The organism is Serratia sp. J2 (genome assembly GCF_046269175.1).
Taxonomy (GTDB): domain Bacteria; phylum Pseudomonadota; class Gammaproteobacteria; order Enterobacterales; family Enterobacteriaceae; genus Chania; species Chania fonticola_C.
In genome coordinates, this window is sequence record NZ_JBKABN010000006.1 from 118,541 (window position 1) to 139,068 (window position 20,528).

Here is a 20,528-nt window from a genome sequence, read left to right on the forward strand (position 1 = left end):
AAAGAGTAAATAATAGCAGAGGGAATTACATGTATTTTTCAGTTTAAATTACAGTTTTAATATGCGCCGTCCCTTTTTAAAACTACATTTATAGTTTTAAAAAGAATCGCTATATCATTCCAAAGAGACCAGTTTTTCACATACCATGCGTCAAAGTAAACTCTGGTATCATAATCAACATCGTTTCTACCACTGACCTGCCACAAGCCAGTCATTCCAGGCTTAGCCATCAAATAATAGTCCACGTCACCTGCATAACGTTCTAACTCCGGCTCTATTACCGGTCTAGGACCAACTAAGCTCATTTCTCCTTTTAGGACATTAAAAAGTTGCGGCAATTCATCAAGGCTAGTTTTACGTATAAATTTTCCAACTCGTGTAATTCGTGGGTCATTCTTTAGTTTAAAATCACGATCCCATTCAGCCTTCGATGCTGCATCAGTTTCTAGTAGTTGATTTAACACTTCATGTGAGTTAACCACCATAGAACGGAACTTTAAGCATTTAAACCTTTTCCCACCGAGGCCAACCCTTTCATGTCCATAAATGGCATTTCCACCATCTTTAGATACTAAATATGCAAGTACAATTAATACTGGCGAGAGTAATAAGATCATACTTGCCGAGCCGATTAAATCAAAAGATCTTTTAACTAATCGAGATGTTCGCTTTGCAAGGTTGTTACTCACTCTCAATATCATTACTTCATGGCTAAAAATAAACGACATATCAGTACCATATAAAGGTACTCCTCGTAAAGTCGGAATAACAGAGATGGAACGGCAGTTATGTTTTGCAAGTTTTTTTAACCATTCATCTCGTATGGCGTTTTCTTCAAATTCCAATGCAACTACGAATTGAGTAGTTTCTGGATCACATCTATCCCATAGTTCTAGTTCATCGCAAAAAATAGGGATACCAAACAACTCTTTCTCATCTGTTTTCTTTGTAGAAAAAAACCCACAGACGGCAAAGCCCAAATCTTTTTCACTTTTTAATGCTGAATATGAGTCACATGCATTCTTATTAGCACCAATAATTATTGTATGCTTATCCCACATATTTAATTTATTAAGAATCCGTTTCATAATAGTCCTACCCAAAGGAACTAAAAAAAACGTTAGGGACCAAGTCAGCACCCATATGTAGCGAGAAAAATGCCATTTAGAAAACGCTACTAGAGCTAAATCCAACATCGCAAAAATAAGAAGCGTTCTCATTATTTCTTTCAATTCGAACCAAAATGGTTTCCTATAACTATAATGTCTTAGTCTAACCCAAAACCATGCAACTGACATTAAGGCTAGCACGACGTGTGAAATAAGTCTTGCAGGCATCTCTGTTTCGGGAATGAGATCATTTATATTAAAATTAAAAAACTTAAATATTTCGATTGCAAAAAACAAAGAAAATGCAAAAAGGTGAAATCAGAAAGAGCTAAGAATAATTTAATTAAATTAGTTCTTTTTGAGTAACTTAACGCACTCATGGTTTTTCCTTTATTCAGACCATATAAATAGCCACTCATCTTTCGGAGCCATTCCAATAATTCTTATGCATGCTGAATTTCTTTCTTAACGACATGGGTAATATAGAATAATGGCCTCCGAGTTTATATCCTAGAAACTTCATGAAATTATTTGCAAGTGCAATAGGAATGAACGAAGGGCTCTCTTTTAAGAGATAATTTAGCTCGGAAATTATATATTTACTGCCCTCACCAGAAGCGCCTCCAAATGCATTTTTAATCCATGGCTCATCCCTATGAAAAACGCCAATATCAAAATACCTTCTAAACTCTTCGAGTGATGAGTAATTGTGCGAGTGATAAACTTCAGCATCCGAAACATACGCAATTTTGTATCCTTTCAAGATGGATTTTGCTGCAAAGTACATATCCTCACACAAAATTGTATTCTCAGGAAAACCACCCAATTCATTAAATAATGACATACGATAAGCAGAAAATGAATTAGATATAAAAACAGTTTTTATGCCCATTGAATCCTTACTTGCCATCGAGCTAACATATGATTTATCGGAATAATTAAACGTACGAGCATGTTTAGCAATTGGACTAGCATTTTCATGTGGCAATTGTCTTCCAAATGCAGCTGCTATTTGTGTATCTTGAAAACAATTGACAATGTTACGTAACGAGTAAGGAGAGGCTAGTACAGCATCTTGAGTTAAAAATATGACAATATCCGTATTTTCATCGATATTTCTGCAACCTAAATTCCTTGTCCCCCCATGATTAAACTCATGCTCGTGGATACGAATAATATTACCTGTAACCTTATTTGCATCTTTAAGAGTTCTATCAGATGAATTACTATCAATTATAATTATATTGTCGTTATATCCATCTTGTATACTTATACTACTTACCGTTCTTGACCATAAATTACCACCATTTCTAGTCGGAATGATAATTGCCACTTTCATAATAGTACCTACCTATATTTTTTTATAGCAGCCTTCGTTGCTTCCAAAAATTCATATCCCATTTGTTGATCTGGCTCTAAATGGCATCCTTCGGCCCACTCATTCCAAGCATTTATAAAAATTATTCTCTCACCATTATTGTAATTTTTAACTGCATCAAGAGAGTATTCAAGCCATTTTTGATATTCTTCAGGTTTATCATTTTGTATTATTGTAGGCGTTTTTCTTCTGGGTGAATTATCCCAATTGGGAAAAACGCTTGGATAAACTGTGATATCACTATGCCAGGCCCTTGAGGTAATATTTTCAACAATGCCACTATAACTTATGCGATTAACTGCAGAACCGTTAACCTTAAGCCATTGATATACAGAATCAGGCAAAAGTTTTCTCGCTAAAGAGACAATATTCTGTTTGCCATTATTTCCCACAGGGAAATCTTTTCTGTTAGGTTGAAAATCGATCACGGCATCAAAGCCAAGATTAATTATCTCTTTTTCAGAAGCATCGATAAATCCATTTTTAACTGCACATAAATATAACCCATCAAAGCCATGTGTTTTAGCTAGGTTTCTCCATTTTTCAAAGTATACTTTCACATCTGGAATGTGATCATATCGATAAATTAGAAACAATGGCTTCCCATTAACTTTAATATAACGACTATCATTAAAGAATTTAACCAAATGAGAAAAATGATCTTCAGAATCGTTTTCAGTATAATCTTGTTTGATTAACACTTGCCGATCCTGCCCATCCCATGCTCTAGTCCAATTTTCATTTGCCCAGCACATACAAAATGGAAAATCTGGTTCCCCCAATTGCACGACCTCATCTAGTGGTCTCTCTAATAATCTATGGCCATTAAACCAATAATGGTAATAACAAAAACCTGTAATTCCATTTTGTTTTGCTAATTCTGCTTGTGCAAGCCTAGTTTCAGCTAACCTTAAATCATAAAAACCTAAATCACTCGGTAGATGGGGCTGTCGGTGACCAATAAATCGCTTATTACTTCTAGTAACATTTGTCCACTCAGTAAACCCATTTCCCCACCATTCGTTATTTTCTTTGATAGGGTGATATTGAGGGAGATAAAAAGCAAGGATATGATCAATTTTATTCAGAGACTTCATTTAAATTTTACCCGATATAATAGAATATATTAATGACAAATTTTCAGATGTTGTTTGACGAAATATTTTCTTGCTTAGAATCATTTTAACAACATTATATTTATTTCTTTCCACAATTGATGATATTAGCTCATTCAAAATAATGATATCTTTAGAAGACAGCATTTCTCCATACAACCTTTTAAACTCAATGAGCTGTTCAATCAAAGGGGTGTATTTGCTTCTTTCAGGACGACCAATGAATTTTTTAATTATTTTAAAAATTCCATTTGACATGCCCTCAACATTTTCCCCATGCTGCCTATACTTAATATAAGAAGTCTCATCAAAAATCACTTGACCAGTCGCTGAGATGGTTAAATAAACCCACCAGTCATGCATTACCACTTTATCTGGTCTTGGCATATGACTTATTATAATATCCATTCCGTGTTTATTAACAACCAAAGTGCATCCAGTTGCAACGTTTTCGACCAGAGCATTTGCTAGCGTTAAACCTCTTTTAGGTATGTTTGAATAAAATAAATGTTTTAAATGCTCATCCACAACATTTAGCCTTGAACAATACAGTGCGCTGCCATTTATTTTCTCTAGTTTATTTATTGCTTTTAAAATCTTCTCTTTTTCCCAAAAATCGTCTTGATCACAAAATGCGTAATAATCATATTTTTTTTCAACCAGCTTTATTAAGTTCAAAAACCCACCAACAACGCCAACGTTATCTCCGTAAACTATCTTTATATTATTATTATTTCGCTGATATTCAATTAGAATATCCCTAGTTCCATCTGTAGAACCATCGTCTCTTATGAAAATATCTGGGGAGGTGTCTAATGAAAGAAGACTATTTAATTGTTGCTGTAAGTATCGTACGCCATTGTAGGTTGACATTAAAACAACAGAACTCATTTTAACCTCATTACACTCTATATTTTCTAAAAACAAGAGGATAGAATAACTGAAGGGACAATGTCGAATAAACCAACATGTTTGAAAATGTACAAAGAACAAGTATTATTGTACATATTGATAGTTGGACGTAATACATCTTATTTTTAGGGCAAATTGATAAAAATACGATAGGTGTTAACAAAAGTAATAATGAAAGTATAAGAGGACCATACCAACCAATAAATATAAATGAATCAGCAAAAATAGTCCCAACTGTCAGAAAATCTACGACTCTTGATAATGGGGAATACTCTTCATCATAGCCTCCCAAAGTGGCTATCCTTTTCCCTGCTATATCTGGCAGTATTTCATAAACAATGAATTTTAGAGAACCATCAATTTCAGAATGAGTATAATTTAAGTCTACTGTATTTTGAAAATTGGCAACAGGGGAGCTTAAATATAAATATGCCCAATACAGTGGAGATAAATATGTATTATTCTGAAATTCAAGGGATGCCTGAGTAGAGTTCATAATATTCGATATACTAAAATCATTGTCACCTGTTTGAGCTTTGCTTCTTAAATCTCCTGCAACTCCGAATAAGTACAATAAACCAATAACAAATAATAATACTTTGATAATACGTTTAAGATTTATTTTACAATATAATGCATATAATAAGAAGTAGTTCAAAACACAAAACATAATATTACTTCTATACATCATTGCAGAAAATATAACAAGACAAGTAAGTGATGCGACTAGTGAACTTTTATCCTTAAAAGCCAGAAAGTCAAAAAATGATTTAATACAATAAAATGTTGTTAATGAAGTGAAGAATACATGAACCCCAGGAAATGTAAAGTCACGGTAGTCATATACCCTACCTTGTAACATTTCTAGAATTGGTAACTTCCTATTGTAGAGTATTTCAACCACAAAAAATATAAGAATAAAAAAAATGGGCCAATACTTATATTTAAATGTATCTTGATCGTCTTGAATAGCAATCTTGGCACGATTGAGCCAATTCTTTAGTTGGTGATCAAAAATAAACCCTAATATGAAAATTGAAAATATAAATAATATAAAAAAATCACTACAGAAGGGCTTGCATATGGATATATACCAGAGAGATGTAGTGCAAATGAAAAGAAGGCAAGTAAAAAAAACAAGCCTATAGTATAGTATATGTTACTTACTATTTTCATGGCGTTTTTTACCTATTATATAGCTCAATATGATTTAAAACTACTGAAGACATCTTCTCAAGGAATTCCCGTGTACCATATATATTATTGTTTATTTTAATTGTGTTATTCAGTAAAGTATCCAATTCGCCACTTTCAAAGTTTAATAAATCGATATTTTGCGATAATATTCCAGAGTATCGACAACATTCTTTCATTTTATTTTCATAAGCTAAGCTAATGACAGGGATTTCATTTTTGACAGATAGCACTACACCATGATACCTCATGCTAACTACTAAGTTAGAATCAGCAATACTTTGATCATACTTAAAGAAGCTATCAACAGAGTTATCTATAGTAATATCAATGCTACTGTTGCACTCTGTTAATGACCGTCTAATTTTCTCTAAAAAATCATGTTCAGACTCTGAAGAATACAAGTGGGGGAGAATCTTTATTCTGAATCCATTTTCCGCAGCAAAACGAGCTAGCGCAGGAATTATTCCATTTTTTAGGATATCGCCATCGTTTACATTCTTGAAATCCACATGCCAATTGCTCAATTCTGTCGGCACAAAGGTCAAAACCTTACCATTTACATCCGCACTTCTCACGTTTTTTTTCAGAAGAAATGCAGAGTCTACGCCAAGGGTAGAATGTATTCCCATACTTCGTAATAATTCGAATGATGCCTTTTCCCTTACAAATAGTATGCACTTAGCTAATACATATTTGGCTAGAACATTAAATATTTTGCTATTGCTTTTACTGATGGTATTTAGATGAAATATTAGATTTTTATTTTTCTTTCTTGCAAATATAACATTTACTAAATACGCCCAATCTTTGTAGATCCCTATATTTGCACCGCCGGGCGATACTAAGACAACATCAGACTTCTCTGCAAGTTCAGTGATTTTTTTAAAATACCCTTCTTTGCCTGTGTAGTAGTTAGCGATTTCTCTTAATAAATTTTTTCGCGATAAATTATAAGATTCATGATGTGTAATCAGCTCACTTTCGATGGGGATCTTTGTTCCATTTTCATTCCAAATATATGTTACATCTACATCATACCCTTTCTCAATTAAACTTGAAGTAAGGGCATAGCCTGCAGCATCATCTCCATAGTTATTTGTGTGTTGGTTTATTATTAATACCTTCATAACTTCCTCTTAATTTGATACTTTTATAATTTAAAAATACAGTATATATGTAAATTACCGGTATCCTTGTAAACCAGACTGATATTGCTAATTTGACATTACCGGACTTAGCCAATACATATGATATTAAAATAAAAATCGGCAATAATATAAATTGTGAATAAAATATCTTCTTGTGGTTATTTAAAGCCTGAGCAATTGTCATCGCAAGCATATTAAAGCAATTCAGTACAGTGAAAAATACCATAACAGAAAATAATAGCTCTAAATCTTTATTAAGACTATGCTTAAATACATAAGAAAAAACCCAACTCTTTATAGAGATGAAAAAAACAACACTAAATACAGCAAAAAGAAAGCTGCAAGCTAATAAAAATTTTGGTATTAAAATTAATAATACTTTCTTGTCAAAATCAAATTTCGCACTGACAAATTGAAAAATAACACCTGATAATATTCCTGGAATTGCATAAAGTTTTATTAGCATTTCAGAAAATGCAACATAACTTACAACATCACTGTGGGTGAGTGATGTCAATATTAATGACCGGTCCCAATAAAGAAATATCACTCCCATGAAACTTACGATACCGACTGAAGTACAGAATGAAAAAAAGAAGTTGATATTATAACTTTGATTTTCGTTCCCTTTAGTACTATTATTCAGCTTAGTTGCATTTGCGCTCAATGCTCTATATATTAATAAGCAGATAGAGATAAAAATAATTAGTCGTGACAGAATTACAGAAAAAGTCAATGTGATATATATATCTACTTTATAGATCGCGAAAATTATTGGAATACAATATGCTATTATATTTCCTATATTTTTTATTATCACGATATCTCTAAACTTACCAAGCCCCTCAACCACACCAGACAGTGGGAAAGTTAAAAAACTTATAATAAACAAAGCAATGCTTATTATTTTTACTACTTGGGGTAATTCATTCCAGAATTCAATATTAATAATAAACCCAAGGATAAATAACACTCCTCCCAAAACACTCGATACTATAAGCGCATATATATAACCATATAATAGTACCTTCGTTATGCTTATTCCTGAAGAAACGAATTTGCTTACCCCTCTACTCAGACCAAAGTCAGCTAGATTCATAACTCCTAGAAGAGTCCATAACCACAGAAAATAAGTTACTTCGCTAGGAACATAGCCACTTATTATCGCTGGTACAGAGAGTATTGATACTACAATACTTATCCCTGTACCAGCCCCTACCCATGAAACGCTCCTCAAGAAACTCATTATTTATGCAATCCAGCACTTATTTCTTAATTTCGGACTCATAACTATAATCATAATTATAATAACCATAGTTATAGTATGATGATGCTTTCTTAATTACCGCATTTAATATTACGCCTCTTACATCAACCCCGTTTTGTTCAAATCGCCTAATGCTAACCTCAACCTCTTTAACCGTGTTAACTTCAAACCTAGCAACTAACAAAACCGTTCCTGCTTGACGTCCAATGATGGCGCTGTCGGTGACTGCAAGAATAGGAGGGGTATCAATTAGAACGAGATCATAATTCTTGCTTGCCCATTCAACTAAATTCGCAAACCTTGTTGTCATTAACAGTTCTGCTGGATTCGGTGGGATAGTGCCACGAGCAATGAAATTCAGGTTTTCAACTTCGGTCTTTTCTAAAACATCTTCGACACCAAGACGACCCGATAAAACGTCTGAGAGGCCCATTTTTGAAGTCACCCCCATTAGCTCATGTGCATATCCTTTACGCATATCTCCATCAATAAGTAAAACTTTTAGGCCGGCCTGAGCCGTCACCGCTGCTAAGTTGGCACTTACAAAAGTTTTGCCAATCGATGGACTCGCACCTGAAATCATCAGGACATTATTTTTTGATTCCATCATTGCAAAATGCAAACTAGTCCTTAGACTACGAATGGCTTCAATCGCCAGATCTGTAGGATTCCTAGTAGCCAAAAGATCACACGACCGTGTATTTATTTTTTTATTATTACGTCGTGATATTAACTCCATATCTTTTTTCTTTTGCCACTCAGAAAGTGGTATTCCTGCATACACATTAATACCCAATTCTTCTAATTGCTCTGGACTTTCAACTCCACGATACAGTAATGTTTTTAGGACAATAAAGAAAACCGATAGAATCCCACCACCCAGTACACTTAAAATGACAATTAATAACTTCTTAGGAGAAACCGGTTTTAACTGCGTAATAGCTTGGTCAACAATTCTAACATTACCTACAGTACTAGCTTTATTTATACTCAACTCCTGTTGTTTATTTAGAAGTTGCATATAAACCTCTTGACCTGATTGAACATCTCTAGTCAGCCTCAATATATTTTGCTGAGTCTGTGGCATTCCACCGATTCTTTTATTGAGTTTTTCTTTTTCTTCAACTAGTGTGCTACGTTTTTCTAACAAGGCCTTATATGAAGGATGCTCTTTTGTATATAGTTTAGATATCTCAGCCTCTTTGAATGTTAGTTCATTCAGTTGAGTATCTACAGACACCATGGAGTCCAAAACTGATTTTGCTTCCAGGGATAGGTCTACAGAATCATTTTTTCTTCTGTATTCATTTAATTTACTTTCTGCATTATCTAAATCGGACCTTACCAAGGGCAACTGCTCTTTTAAAAACTCCAAACTTTTGGCCGCTTCCGCTGACTTTCTTTCCACATTTTGCTGAAGATAGTTATTAGCAATTTTTTCAAGAGTCTTTTGTATTTTATCTGGATCATTTCCCAGTAAAGATAAATTTAGCACTCCAGTATCTTTACCGCTGTCTACAACGCTAAAATTCTCCCTGAGCTCTTCTAAAACAGTGAGAATAGATCTTTTCTCAACATTAAATGCCGTTCCTTTATTCCCCTGAACGTCACTAACAAGAATTGTTACTCCTTGTGATTTTTCTAGTTGACCAACTTGACCTGTAAGTACCTTCTCACCATCAAAGCTAAGTTCATATGTTTTTGGTGATGTCAACTCCAACAACATACGCTTGTCTAACTTTTCGGATTGCACAATCAATCTTGGAATAAGGATTTCTTTTTCTTTATTATCTAACACCCTAGCAATTCCCTTGCCAATAACTGGGAAATATTTCTGTTCAGCAAAAGTATCTAAATTTAGATCCTGAATCGTTTTAACTAAAACCATTCTTGATTTTATGAGCTCAATTTCTGGTGCCGAAACAGATTGATTGTTTGGTAATATCTGCGATAAATCATTTAATAATGAACTGCCAACATTCTGTTCAACTTGCACCAGTGCATCCGCTTTGTAGATAGGTGTAGCTAACAACGAATACATGATAGCGGATGTTGCGAAGAAAGTTGTTATTGCAATGATCAACCACTTATGATCAATAATCGCTCCCAAGAAGCGCCTCAGATCAAGTTCACTATCTTCTTTTGCCATTGAGGCTGAAACTTTGTTTTTATCTGACATACATTACCTATTATTTACCGGAACTTAACACAGGGATCCACTTGTCAACTGATTTGTTAAGAGAGTCGAAAACATATTCAAAAGCCTCATAACTCTTTTTATATGGATCCGGAATTTCTTTTTGTTCCAGCCAATGAGCAAATAACAAAGTTTTTCCTCTAACCTCAGGTGCCAAACGGCAAACGCCTTCAAGATGTTTTCTTTCCATAACTAATATTAAATCATAATCACGACACATTTGAGCCGTTAATTGTTTTGCTTGATGACCCTCTAATGAAATGTTATGAACCTTCGATACTGATATAGAATTAGGATCAGCTGCATGACCAACTAATGCTCCAAGTCCTGCGGATGAAATTTTTTTGTTTGGAAATGCTTTTTTCAATAGTCGCTCACCTATCGGCGAACGACAAATATTTCCTATGCAAACCACTAAAATAGAATCAAACATGAATTAGTTCCACTGATTGATGAAACGCACAGTTTCTGTCATATCGTGTACACCGGTAATAGTTGGCACCAACTGGTTAATGACGCGGTTCCAACGCACTATAGGTGCAGTAGTGACATAAACAATGTCATAAGGTTGAAGTTGGAACTCAGTCCCCATAACCAATGCGGAAGCATCTGCTGCATTCAACTGGAAAATATTAGCAATCTTATTCCCTTCAGCCCCACGTAATGGACGAATAACAAACACCCCAGTTGCATCAGACATCGCCTGATCCATCCCCTCCGCATTACCCAGAGCTTCGGTTAATGTCATACCGCTTCGATCCATCCGCAGAGTTGACTGTTTTTTCACTTCTCCCATTACGAATACTTTTAAGTCATCGTTACGAGGGATGTAGAGAATATCGCCAGGATAGAGCAAGTGATTTTGAGTGAGGTCGCCTTTTTGCATTAGCGCTTGAAGAGAAATGCGTCGTTCCTTCCCATCATGAGTGAGTACAACATTTCTCCAATCAGCATTTTCTGCAAGACCACCAGCGTTGTTGATGGCATCCATGATTGTCAACGGCACATTCGTAATTGGTTGCTGGCCAGATTTTACAACCTCACCCGTTACGTAAGCTTTTTGTGAACGGAAGGCCGCAATACTTACATCCACCTGTGGGCTTTCAATATATTGCGCCAAACGACTGGCAATATCGTTACGAACCTGACTAGCCGTTTTCCCAACAACTTTCACCTTACCAATGTAAGGATAGAAGATGGTACCGTCAGCATTCACCCAGTTGCCTGTATCACTAGCACTACGGTATTGGCCTGCTGGGGTTGTCAACTCTGGGTGATCCCAAACGGTGACCATAAGCACATCGCCCACACCGATACGGTATTCATAACTCTGCAGTGCAAGCTCCAACGATGGGTTGGTTTGCGCGATGACCGGTTTTGGTCGCATTTTCTCAACTAGACTCGGCGTCATCGGGTAGATATTGACCAGCTTATTCAGGTTGAAATCGCTGTCTTCCTGCTTAACAACGTTTTTCCCGCTGGTAGAGAGGTGGGTGCCAGGGACCACGGTACAACCGCTGATCACACTGATCGATACCAGGAGCGGTATCAGCTTCCATTGTTTCTTTGCCATCGAATTTTCATCACTTTCAAAGTAAGTAAACTTGCAACGCTAAACACCTGGCCAACCGTGGCCACCTGGGGTGGTGCTTAGCAAAATTTTTTGTTTGCGCTATGTACAGCAGTCCTGCGATACACGCATGAAAGCACTCATTGAGCAAACGTTGAGTCTGGGTTTGCTAAGATATCTCTCAGGCTCATAATGTGTGGCGCATGCACCAGGAGTGTTTTCATGTGCGAACGATCTCGGATAAGTCAAAAGGCCCGCCGAGATTTCCGCAGGCCCATAACTATAAAGATTTTTTTGCTCTTTTTCAGTACAAATTACTACAATTTTAGCTGCTCGGCCCATTCACGGAAGGCTTTGCCCTGCGTCGGGTGGCGTAGCCCATAGGTCACAAAGGCCTGAAGATAGCCTAGTTTTTCACCGCAGTTGAACGATTCTCCCACCAGTTCCATCGCTTCTACCGTCTGTTGTTTCATCAGGTCAGCAATCGCATCGGTCAGTTGAATTCGGCCCCAAGCGCCTGGCTGAGTTTTTTCCAAAATCGGCCAGATGTCTGCAGAGAGCACATAACGGCCTACAGCGGAATAGTTGGACTTCAATTTCACTTCACGGCTTGGCTTCTCAATGATCGACGTCATACGCGAGCTTTCCCCTGGTTGCAGGGTAGTGGTCTCACATTCCGCCACCGAGTAGTCATACAGGACATTTTCATCCGCAGGTTGCACCAGTACTTGGCTGAGCCCGTTATCTTCGAAACGGGCAATCATATGCGCCAGGTTGTCTTTGTGTAAATCGGCCTTGGCGTCATCCAGCAGCACGTCCGGCAGCACTACCACGAAGGGTGAATCACCTACTAGTGGTTTGGCACAAAGTACTGCATGCCCCAATCCTTTCGGTTGCCCCTGGCGGATGTGCATCAAGGTTACGCCCTTCGGCGTGATGGATTTGACTTCATCCAGCAGTTGACGCTTCACGCGCGCTTCAAGCATCGCCTCAAGCTCATAAGACGTGTCGAAATGGTTTTCGATCGCGTTCTTTGAGGAGTGGGTAACCAGGATGATTTCCTTGATCCCGGCGGCCACGCATTCGTTGACGATATATTGAATCAACGGCTTATCAACGATCGGTAGCATCTCTTTGGGAATCGCCTTGGTCGCTGGCAACATGCGCATACCCAGACCAGCAACAGGAATGACGGCTTTCAACTTATTCGACATGGTGTTCCTCTTAAATATTGTGGTCGTCCTAACCGGCTAGGGCAATTACTTGCTGTTCAGGGTCTGTTTCATCCACTGGGTGAAGTTTTCACCTTCGGAAGGGTGGCGCAGGGCATACTGTACAAACGCCTTCATATAGCCCAGTTTGTCACCACAGTCATGGGATTTGCCGCTCATATGGAAGGCTTCAACCGTTTCCTGCTCCATCAGCATGGCAATGGCGTCGGTCAGTTGGATTTCATCACCAGCTCCCGGAGGAGTTTTCTCTAACAACGGCCAGATATCGGCAGAGAGGACATATCGCCCAACCACGGCCAAGTTAGAAGGTGCATCTTCCCGCGCAGGTTTCTCTACCACCGCGGTCATTGGCGTACTTGCACCAGCGGCTAACGCCACACCGCCGCAATCGACCACACCGTATTTGGAAACGTCCTCTTCTGGCACTGGCTCAACCATAATCTGGCTAAAGCCGGTTTGCTCGAAGCGCTGGATCATTTTGGCCAGGTTTTCTTTCTGCAGATCGGCGGTAGAGTCATCCAATAACACGTCCGGCAACAGCACCACAAATGGGTTATCCCCAATCATCGGTTGAGCGCATAACACCGCGTGGCCCAGCCCTTTGGCTTGCCCTTGGCGCACTTGCATCACCGTTACATCTGGCGGGCAGATACTTTGAACTTCGGCAAGCAATTGGCGTTTTACCCGAGCTTCCAACGTCGCTTCCAGCTCAAAGGAAGTATCAAAGTGGTTTTCGATCGCGTTTTTCGATGAGTGCGTAACCAGTACGATATCCTTGATGCCAGCCGCAACGCATTCGCTCACGATATACTGAATCAATGGCTTATCGACCACCGGCAGCATTTCTTTAGGGATCGCCTTGGTTGCGGGCAGCATACGGGTGCCCAAACCTGCTACTGGGATCACGGCCTTCAATCTTTTTTGCATAAATTTTTTCCACCGACAAATAACAAGTAAGTGTAACAGAGCCAGGAAAAGTGGTTGAGCCTAACGTCTCAATGAATTTTTAACTTTAAAAATCAATTAATTAAAATCACAAAATAACGTTTTAGCCACGCTACCGCCCTTGGCTTGCAGCTACCAATGCACTGTAGACAATGTTTGAACTGACAAGCGTGCAATCGACTCCACGCTTGTAGATGAACCTTGGTTTGCTCAGAATTTAATGAGAGGCAAGTCGCAAAGTAGGGAAAAGGCTGTGCCTTCCTGGCCAAGTGGTCAGTCTTGCTATCATTTATAGGATGCTAAGATTCTTATACTATTGACCCGGTGAAACAAGTCTTAGTGGCTTCATTAAGACCTTTTCAGAATAAGACTACTAAGGATACTCGGTTTTTAAGATTTTACTTGTTTAACTACTCCATAACAAATTGATTATAATCATAATTATCTAAGTGCAGGATTTATAAGCAGCTATTTGTTCTCTGTTTTCTGGTGTTAGCCTCCTAATGACAAGATCCTGGCACAGTTTAAATATTCTACTAACATGGATTACCCGCACTCAGTGCGGATTTAGTGTTGAAATCCCCTCCTTCAGCGTCCATCATTCTCAATGCGGCATAAGCCGTCGAACTAAAAGGTGAAATTAGGCGTATGGAATGGATCGCAGATCCAACAATTTGGGCCGGCTTGGCCACCCTGGTTGTACTGGAAATCGTACTGGGCATTGACAACCTGATCTTTATCGCCATTTTGGCGGAGAAATTACCTAAGAAACAACGTGATAAAGCCCGCATTGTCGGTCTTTTACTGGCGCTGGTGATGCGCCTGGCGCTGCTTGCCTCAATATCCTGGCTAGCCACCCTGACCAAACCGCTGTTTGTTGCCATGGGGCACGCTTTCAGTGGCCGCGACCTGATAATGTTGGTCGGTGGTATCTTCCTGCTGTTTAAAGCCACCATGGAGCTGAACGAGCGGCTGGAGGGTAAAGACGAAGAACACCATGGGTCACGCAAAGGAGCGCGTTTCTGGCCGGTGGTCGCGCAAATTGTAGTGCTGGATGCCGTCTTCTCGCTGGATTCGGTGATCACCGCAGTCGGGATGGTCGATCATCTGGCCGTGATGATGATCGCGGTGTGTATCGCCATTGGTTTGATGTTACTGGCCAGCAAACCGCTCACGCGCTTTGTGAATGCCCATCCTACCATTGTTATTCTGTGCCTCAGCTTCTTGCTGATGATTGGTTTCAGCCTCGTGGCCGAGGGCTTTGGCTATGCCATTCCGAAGGGCTATCTCTACGCGGCGATCGGTTTCTCGGTGATGATCGAAGCCTTGAACCAGTTTGCCCAGTTTAACCGCCGCCGTTTCCTTTCCAAGGTGCGGCCTTTACGTGAGCGTACCGCAGAAGCCGTATTGCGCATGTTGAGCGGCAAGCACGAAGAGGCCGAGATTGACAGCCATTCGGCACACTTGCTGGCAGACAGCTATAACGAAAACGGTGAAATCTTCAACCAGCAGGAACGCCATATGATCGAGCGGGTGCTGGGCATGGCACAGCGCACCGTCAGCAGTATCATGACTTCGCGTCACGATGTGGAATACCTTGGGCTTAACGGCCCGCTGGATAAGTTGACGCAGCTGTTGGAGAAAAACCAGCATACGCGCATCGTGGTAACAGAAAATAGCGCCAGCGATGAGCCATTAGGGGTGATCCACACTATCGACGTGCTGAAACAGCAGTTGCAGCAATCACCGCTGGATTTGCGAGCCTTGGTGCGCCAGCCGCTGATCTTCCCGGAGCAGTTAACGTTGCTGTCTGCGCTGGAGCAGTTCCGCCAGGCCAAAACCCACTTTGCGTTTGTGGTGGATGAGTTTGGTTCGGTCGAAGGTGTGGTGACGTTAACCGACGTGATGGAAACCATCGCCGGTAATCTGCCAGAGGCCGATGAAGAGGTTGATGCACGCCATGATATCCAGCAAACCAGCGAAGGCTACTGGATTGCCAATGGCCATATGCCGCTGGAAGATCTGGTGCTGTATGTGCCACTGCCGATAGAAGAAAAGCGGGAATATCATACCTTGGCAGGGTTGCTGATGGAGCATTGCCAACGCATTCCACGCGAAGGGGAACAGCTGAAGATTGGCGACTATCTGTTTGAACCGTTGGAAATCAGTAGCCACCGCATCGTGAAGGTGAAGATCACGCCGTTAGTGACGCCTAACGAAGAGGACGAAGAGTAAATCTTTGCTGGGCACCCGCTTGAGGTGCCCAGCATTGATGTCAAACGGGCACAGCATGCTGCGCCCCCACCTGCATAGCTTAAAGGTGCACAGGCACCAGCAACTCCGTAGCCACAATCACCACCACCAGCCCGACAATCACCGGTACCGAGGTGCGTTTCACCACTTCGAACGGTGAGATTTTTGCCATGCCGGAAACCGCAACGACCACGCCAGAAACCGGCGAGAGCGTACGGCCCAGGTTGGAAGCTTGCAGCATCGGGATCACCAGGTAAGCCGGGTTAACCCCCATCTGTGCCGCCAGTTTCGGGATCAGCTCCACAAACGCATAGAACGGCGCATTACCAGAGCCGGTCGTCATCGCTGCCAGCATGGTGATCACCACCAGCACCAACATCATGATGATGCCGCCGGTGCCAAACGACTGTGCCAGGCTGATCAAGCCGCTGATAAAGCCAACGGTGCTCAAGCCTTGGGCAAATACCCCAGCCGCGACCAACAGCATCACCACGCTGGCAAACGCATCGGCCATGCCACGGTAAGCCACTTCTAAACCGGCAAACACCGTTTTGGCATTGAAGCTGCGGATGAACTCGATCACCGCGGCCATGAACATACAAATCACCAACACGGTAATGATGTGCAGCTCCGGCCCCCATTTACCATCAAAGACCAACACCCCCAGGATCGGGGTAAACGGCAAGATGGCGTAAAAGCCAGGGGCGTTGGTGGTGATTTCACTCACGTCCATGATGTGGTGCTGTTCGTTGGCTTTACGGTCGAGATAGCGCTGCCAGAAGAAGTGGGCAATCGCCATACAGATAATGGCGGCGATGGAGATCGGCAGCGTGGTTTTGAAGGCGAAATCCACCAGCGGCATTTCGGCCGCCTTGGCTGCCAGCACTACATCACCTGAAGTGGGCGAAAGGATAATAGCTGCTGGAGAAGCACAGATAGCCGCAGCCGCGCCACGGCTGATCCCGACGTTAACCATCAGCGGGAACAGCGTCGCCATCAGTAGCACGCCCAGCCCTGTCGCCGAAGAGACGGCCAGTGACATCAGGCAGGCAACAAAGTAGGCCGCAATCATCAGCAAATACGGGGAGTTGATCATCTGCAATGGGCGGGAGGCCAGCTTGACCACCACGTCATTGGCACCAATGTGTGTCATATAGGCGGCGAAGCCACACAGCATCATGATCATCATGCCGAGATCGCCACCGCGGCTCATCAGCAGGATTTTGACATATTCGAAAATATCGGTGGCGCGCCACCCGGTCGAAGTCGCACTGGCGGGCAGCAGATTTTTGCCCATAAATGCACTCACCGCCAGCAGCACCAGGCCGCCAACCATTAATACCCCAGTGGCAGAATAGCCCTTGATGATGTAACGGCCAACGAACACCGCTACCAAGGCTCCAATCAGAAGTTCCATTGTTATTCCTCGATTTAATTATTTTACTTCAGCTCATCGCCCGATAGCAGCCGAATAACGCCACACTCTGCCGAAAAGCACTACAAGATATTATGACATTCATCAATGTTACGGGGGGAAACTATCAACAAATCGTGAAATTCCAAGCCAGCTCGCTTTGGCGATCCCCTTCCTCCTGGCCAGTAGATACCGCAAGCCGCAGCCAGACAGTCCAGATCTGGCAAACATGCCATCAAGACGGACAATAATTGATTTAATTTCAATAAATTAAATGACTCACCTCGCCCACAATTTTACATACAACCGACATAACATTGTGATCATGATCTGAATTTGTAGAATCTTTACGCCAGATGTTAACGATGTGTGAGTTTGATCAAACAAATGTTTTCTCTAGTTTGGTTATATGATCGCGAATGTTCACGTTGTCATTTTTAACCAAAAGTTAAAATAAATTCATAAGATCATGAATAATATAACTTAAATAAAAATACACCTTTTTATTTTATCAAAAATGACAACGTCAACATTTGTTTCGTATCGCTATCTAGCCTGATAATGGAGAGGAAAATGAGTCAGTTACCCGAAAAGATGAGCGCGGTAGTTTGCCATGGCCCGCAGGATTACCGGTTTGAACAAGTCCCTACCCCACTACCTAAAGCCAAGGAGTTGGTGATCAAGGTCGAAGGCTGCGGGATCTGTGCCGGCGATTGTAAATGTAAAAACGGTGCCCAGATGTTTTGGGGGGAAAACCCTTGGGTAAAACCGCCGGTCGTGCCCGGCCACGAGTTTTATGGCCGCATTGTTGCCATGGGGGAAGGCACAGAGCAGAAGTACAAGATTGGCGAACGCGTCATTGCCGAGCAGATCGTGCCCTGCTGGGAGTGCCGTTACTGTAAGTCCGGTAGCTATTGGATGTGCGAAACGCACAATATCTACGGCTTCCAAAAGGACGTTGCCGAGGGGGGAATGTCGGAATACATGCGTTTTTCCGCCAATGCCATCGTGCACAAAATCCCGGAAAGCCTCAGCCATGAAGATGCCGTGCTGATCGAGCCGATGGCCTGTGCCATTCACACCGTTGCCCGTGGGGATATCCAGCTAGACGACGTTGTGGTACTGGCCGGTGCTGGGCCGTTGGGTCTGTGTATGGTACAAGTTGCCAAGTTGAAGACGCCGAAAAAGCTGATCGTGATCGACGCCATCGACGAACGTTTGGAACTGGCAAAAGCGTTCGGTGCCGACGTGGTCATCAACCCGCTCAAGGAAGATGCCGATAAAATCGTCAAGGCGTTAACCGACGGCTACGGTTGTGATGTTTACATCGAAGCGACCGGCGCACCGATCGGCGTGACCCAAGGATTGCAGATGATCCGTAAGCTCGGCCGCTTTGTCGAGTTCAGCGTATTTGGCAAAGAAACCACCGTAGACTGGTCAATCATCGGCGATCGCAAAGAGTTGGATATTCGCGGTGCGCACCTGGCACCTTACAGCTATGAAATTGCCATCGACCTTTTTGAACGCGGTCTGGTGACCTCCAAAGGTGTAGTAACCCACAGTTATTCATTAAACGAATGGGATCAGGCATTCGCCCTGGCTGATTCAACGGATTCCATCAAGGTTATTTTGGTTCCTTAATATTGAGTGATTAGTTTTAAGCAAATAATGATAACGCGCTTTTATAGCGAGGCCGACTTCTGGCCGATAACCACCTAATTATTATAAATAACACTGAAAGAAAGACATCGCCCCTACAACAGGAGAATAAACTATGTTTTCATTATTCAAGAAAACCTTACCCGTAATGCTCGCCGGTGGCATGCTGCTGGCCAGCCAATCGGCATTAGCCAAACAGATCACCATTGGCGTTTCATTCCAGGAAATGAATAACGACTATTTTGTCTCCATGAAACAGGCATTAGAACAGGCCGCCGGTGATATTGGCGCCAAGCTGTATATTGCGGATGCCCATCATGACGTCTCAAAGCAGATTAATGATGTGGAGGATATGCTGCAAAAGAAAGTCGATATTTTACTGATTAACCCGACAGATTCGGTTGGCGTGCAGTCGGCGGTGATCTCGGCCCACAAGGCCGGGGCGGTGGTCGTGGCAATCGATGCCCAGGCCGAAGGCCCGTTGGATTCCTTTGTCGGTTCGGAAAACTATGATGCCGGTTTCCAGGCGGGGGAATACCTGGCCAAATCCCTGGGCAACAAGGGCAAAGTGGCGATCCTGGACGGTATCCCGGTGGTGCCGATCCTGGAACGCGTACGTGGTTTTGAGGATGCCATTAAAAAGCACCCAGAAATGCAGATTGTCACTAAGCAGAACGGCAAGCAAGAGCGTGATACCGCACTGACAGTAACCGAAAACATGCTGCAATCCACTCCCGATCTGGCCGGTATCTTCAGCGTCAACGACGTAGGTGCCCTGGGTGCATTGGCAGCCATTGAAAGTAACGGTGCCAAGGTCAAGTTGGTCAGCGTCGATGGCCAGCCTGAAGCGATTAAGGAGATCCTGAAACCTGGCTCACCGTTTATCGCCACCTCAGCACAGTTCCCTCGCGACCAGGCACGTATTGCCTTGGGGATTGCCCTGGCCCGCCATTGGGGTGCCAACGTACCGAGCACCATTCCGGTGAAAGTGAAACTGATCGACAGCAGCAACGCCAAAGGTTTCAGCTGGTAAACGCCCGGCCTCGAGTTTGATGACCACGCGGCAATGCTGCTGAATGTGTAGGGGCGAATATATGTTTGCCCCAAACCAACGCATTGATTATCAAAGCGG

At 41.8% G+C, this 20,528-nt stretch carries 15 protein-coding genes and 1 pseudogene; 3 read left to right on the plus strand and 13 right to left on the minus strand.

Annotation, left to right across the window (positions count from 1 at the left end):
• Positions 1 to 56: 56 nt before the first annotated feature.
• The 12 genes and pseudogenes from wbaP to galU form a co-directional block, all read right to left on the minus strand.
• A pseudogene (gene wbaP / locus ACKWMY_RS08650) lies at positions 57 to 1,489 on the minus strand (undecaprenyl-phosphate galactose phosphotransferase WbaP).
• 35 nt (positions 1,490 to 1,524) lie between these two features.
• The gene (locus ACKWMY_RS08655) at positions 1,525 to 2,448 is read right to left on the minus strand and encodes a glycosyltransferase family 2 protein (RefSeq protein ID WP_409486178.1); all 924 of its coding nucleotides are present in this window, start codon (positions 2,446 to 2,448) and stop codon (positions 1,525 to 1,527) included.
• Between the two features lie 8 nt (positions 2,449 to 2,456).
• Entirely contained in the window at positions 2,457 to 3,584 is a 1,128-nt protein-coding gene (locus ACKWMY_RS08660; RefSeq protein WP_409486179.1) for a glycoside hydrolase family 99-like domain-containing protein, read from the minus strand.
• Positions 3,585 to 4,493, minus strand: a complete 909-nt coding sequence (locus ACKWMY_RS08665) for a glycosyltransferase (protein ID WP_409486180.1) — start codon at positions 4,491 to 4,493, stop codon at positions 3,585 to 3,587. It abuts the gene before it with no gap.
• A gap of 10 nt (positions 4,494 to 4,503) precedes the next feature.
• The gene (locus tag ACKWMY_RS08670; RefSeq protein ID WP_409486181.1) at positions 4,504 to 5,184 is read right to left on the minus strand and encodes a hypothetical protein; all 681 of its coding nucleotides are present in this window, start codon (positions 5,182 to 5,184) and stop codon (positions 4,504 to 4,506) included.
• Positions 5,185 to 5,698: 514 nt separating this feature from the next.
• Entirely contained in the window at positions 5,699 to 6,838 is a 1,140-nt protein-coding gene (locus tag ACKWMY_RS08675; RefSeq protein WP_409486182.1) for a polysaccharide pyruvyl transferase family protein, read from the minus strand.
• The gene (locus ACKWMY_RS08680; protein ID WP_409486183.1) at positions 6,804 to 8,105 is read right to left on the minus strand and encodes a lipopolysaccharide biosynthesis protein; all 1,302 of its coding nucleotides are present in this window, start codon (positions 8,103 to 8,105) and stop codon (positions 6,804 to 6,806) included. Before ACKWMY_RS08680 ends, ACKWMY_RS08675 begins: the two co-directional genes overlap by 35 nt.
• A gap of 19 nt (positions 8,106 to 8,124) precedes the next feature.
• Positions 8,125 to 10,305, minus strand: a complete 2,181-nt coding sequence (gene wzc / locus ACKWMY_RS08685; protein ID WP_409486184.1) for a tyrosine-protein kinase Wzc — start codon at positions 10,303 to 10,305, stop codon at positions 8,125 to 8,127.
• A gap of 10 nt (positions 10,306 to 10,315) precedes the next feature.
• Positions 10,316 to 10,756, minus strand: a complete 441-nt coding sequence (locus ACKWMY_RS08690) for a protein tyrosine phosphatase (RefSeq protein WP_409486185.1) — start codon at positions 10,754 to 10,756, stop codon at positions 10,316 to 10,318.
• A gap of 3 nt (positions 10,757 to 10,759) precedes the next feature.
• Positions 10,760 to 11,896, minus strand: a complete 1,137-nt coding sequence (locus tag ACKWMY_RS08695; RefSeq protein ID WP_409486186.1) for a polysaccharide export protein — start codon at positions 11,894 to 11,896, stop codon at positions 10,760 to 10,762.
• Positions 11,897 to 12,210: 314 nt separating this feature from the next.
• The gene (locus ACKWMY_RS08700) at positions 12,211 to 13,107 is read right to left on the minus strand and encodes a sugar phosphate nucleotidyltransferase (RefSeq protein ID WP_308871519.1); all 897 of its coding nucleotides are present in this window, start codon (positions 13,105 to 13,107) and stop codon (positions 12,211 to 12,213) included.
• A gap of 45 nt (positions 13,108 to 13,152) precedes the next feature.
• Complete coding sequence (gene galU / locus ACKWMY_RS08705) at positions 13,153 to 14,052, minus strand: UTP--glucose-1-phosphate uridylyltransferase GalU (protein ID WP_021180603.1); 900 nt, start codon at positions 14,050 to 14,052, stop codon at positions 13,153 to 13,155.
• A gap of 666 nt (positions 14,053 to 14,718) precedes the next feature.
• On the opposite strand from galU, the gene ACKWMY_RS08710 reads away from it, so the two are divergent.
• Positions 14,719 to 16,305 (plus strand): TerC family protein, encoded by a 1,587-nt coding sequence (locus ACKWMY_RS08710; protein WP_121606396.1) that lies wholly within the window; start codon positions 14,719 to 14,721, stop codon positions 16,303 to 16,305.
• A 79-nt stretch (positions 16,306 to 16,384) separates the two neighbouring features.
• Here the strand turns inward: ACKWMY_RS08710 and dcuC are convergent, their stop codons facing one another.
• Positions 16,385 to 17,740, minus strand: a complete 1,356-nt coding sequence (gene dcuC, locus ACKWMY_RS08715; RefSeq protein ID WP_024528573.1) for an anaerobic C4-dicarboxylate transporter DcuC — start codon at positions 17,738 to 17,740, stop codon at positions 16,385 to 16,387.
• Positions 17,741 to 18,310: 570 nt separating this feature from the next.
• On the opposite strand from dcuC, the gene ACKWMY_RS08720 reads away from it, so the two are divergent.
• Together ACKWMY_RS08720 and ACKWMY_RS08725 are read left to right on the plus strand one after the other, a co-directional pair.
• A complete protein-coding gene (locus ACKWMY_RS08720) occupies positions 18,311 to 19,378 on the plus strand; it encodes a zinc-binding dehydrogenase (protein WP_024528572.1) in 1,068 nt (355 codons plus the stop codon).
• A gap of 133 nt (positions 19,379 to 19,511) precedes the next feature.
• Entirely contained in the window at positions 19,512 to 20,429 is a 918-nt protein-coding gene (locus ACKWMY_RS08725) for a substrate-binding domain-containing protein (protein ID WP_024528571.1), read from the plus strand.
• Positions 20,430 to 20,528 lie beyond the last annotated feature (99 nt).

Bases quoted from the DNA above. Each gene is read 5' to 3' on its own strand.
- ACKWMY_RS08655 (WP_409486178.1), bottom strand. From the start codon at position 2,448: ATGAAAGTGGCAATTATCATTCCGACTAGAAATGGTGGTAATTTATGG.
- ACKWMY_RS08660 (WP_409486179.1), bottom strand. From the start codon at position 3,584: ATGAAGTCTCTGAATAAAATTGATCATATCCTTGCTTTTTATCTCCCT.
- ACKWMY_RS08665 (WP_409486180.1), bottom strand. From the start codon at position 4,493: ATGAGTTCTGTTGTTTTAATGTCAACCTACAATGGCGTACGATACTTA.
- ACKWMY_RS08670 (WP_409486181.1), bottom strand. From the start codon at position 5,184: ATGTTTTGTGTTTTGAACTACTTCTTATTATATGCATTATATTGTAAA.
- ACKWMY_RS08675 (WP_409486182.1), bottom strand. From the start codon at position 6,838: ATGAAGGTATTAATAATAAACCAACACACAAATAACTATGGAGATGAT.
- ACKWMY_RS08680 (WP_409486183.1), bottom strand. From the start codon at position 8,105: ATGAGTTTCTTGAGGAGCGTTTCATGGGTAGGGGCTGGTACAGGGATA.
- wzc (WP_409486184.1), bottom strand. From the start codon at position 10,305: ATGTCAGATAAAAACAAAGTTTCAGCCTCAATGGCAAAAGAAGATAGT.
- ACKWMY_RS08690 (WP_409486185.1), bottom strand. From the start codon at position 10,756: ATGTTTGATTCTATTTTAGTGGTTTGCATAGGAAATATTTGTCGTTCG.
- ACKWMY_RS08695 (WP_409486186.1), bottom strand. From the start codon at position 11,896: ATGGCAAAGAAACAATGGAAGCTGATACCGCTCCTGGTATCGATCAGT.
- ACKWMY_RS08700 (WP_308871519.1), bottom strand. From the start codon at position 13,107: ATGTCGAATAAGTTGAAAGCCGTCATTCCTGTTGCTGGTCTGGGTATG.
- galU (WP_021180603.1), bottom strand. From the start codon at position 14,052: ATGCAAAAAAGATTGAAGGCCGTGATCCCAGTAGCAGGTTTGGGCACC.
- ACKWMY_RS08710 (WP_121606396.1), top strand. From the start codon at position 14,719: ATGGAATGGATCGCAGATCCAACAATTTGGGCCGGCTTGGCCACCCTG.
- dcuC (WP_024528573.1), bottom strand. From the start codon at position 17,740: ATGGAACTTCTGATTGGAGCCTTGGTAGCGGTGTTCGTTGGCCGTTAC.
- ACKWMY_RS08720 (WP_024528572.1), top strand. From the start codon at position 18,311: ATGAGTCAGTTACCCGAAAAGATGAGCGCGGTAGTTTGCCATGGCCCG.
- ACKWMY_RS08725 (WP_024528571.1), top strand. From the start codon at position 19,512: ATGTTTTCATTATTCAAGAAAACCTTACCCGTAATGCTCGCCGGTGGC.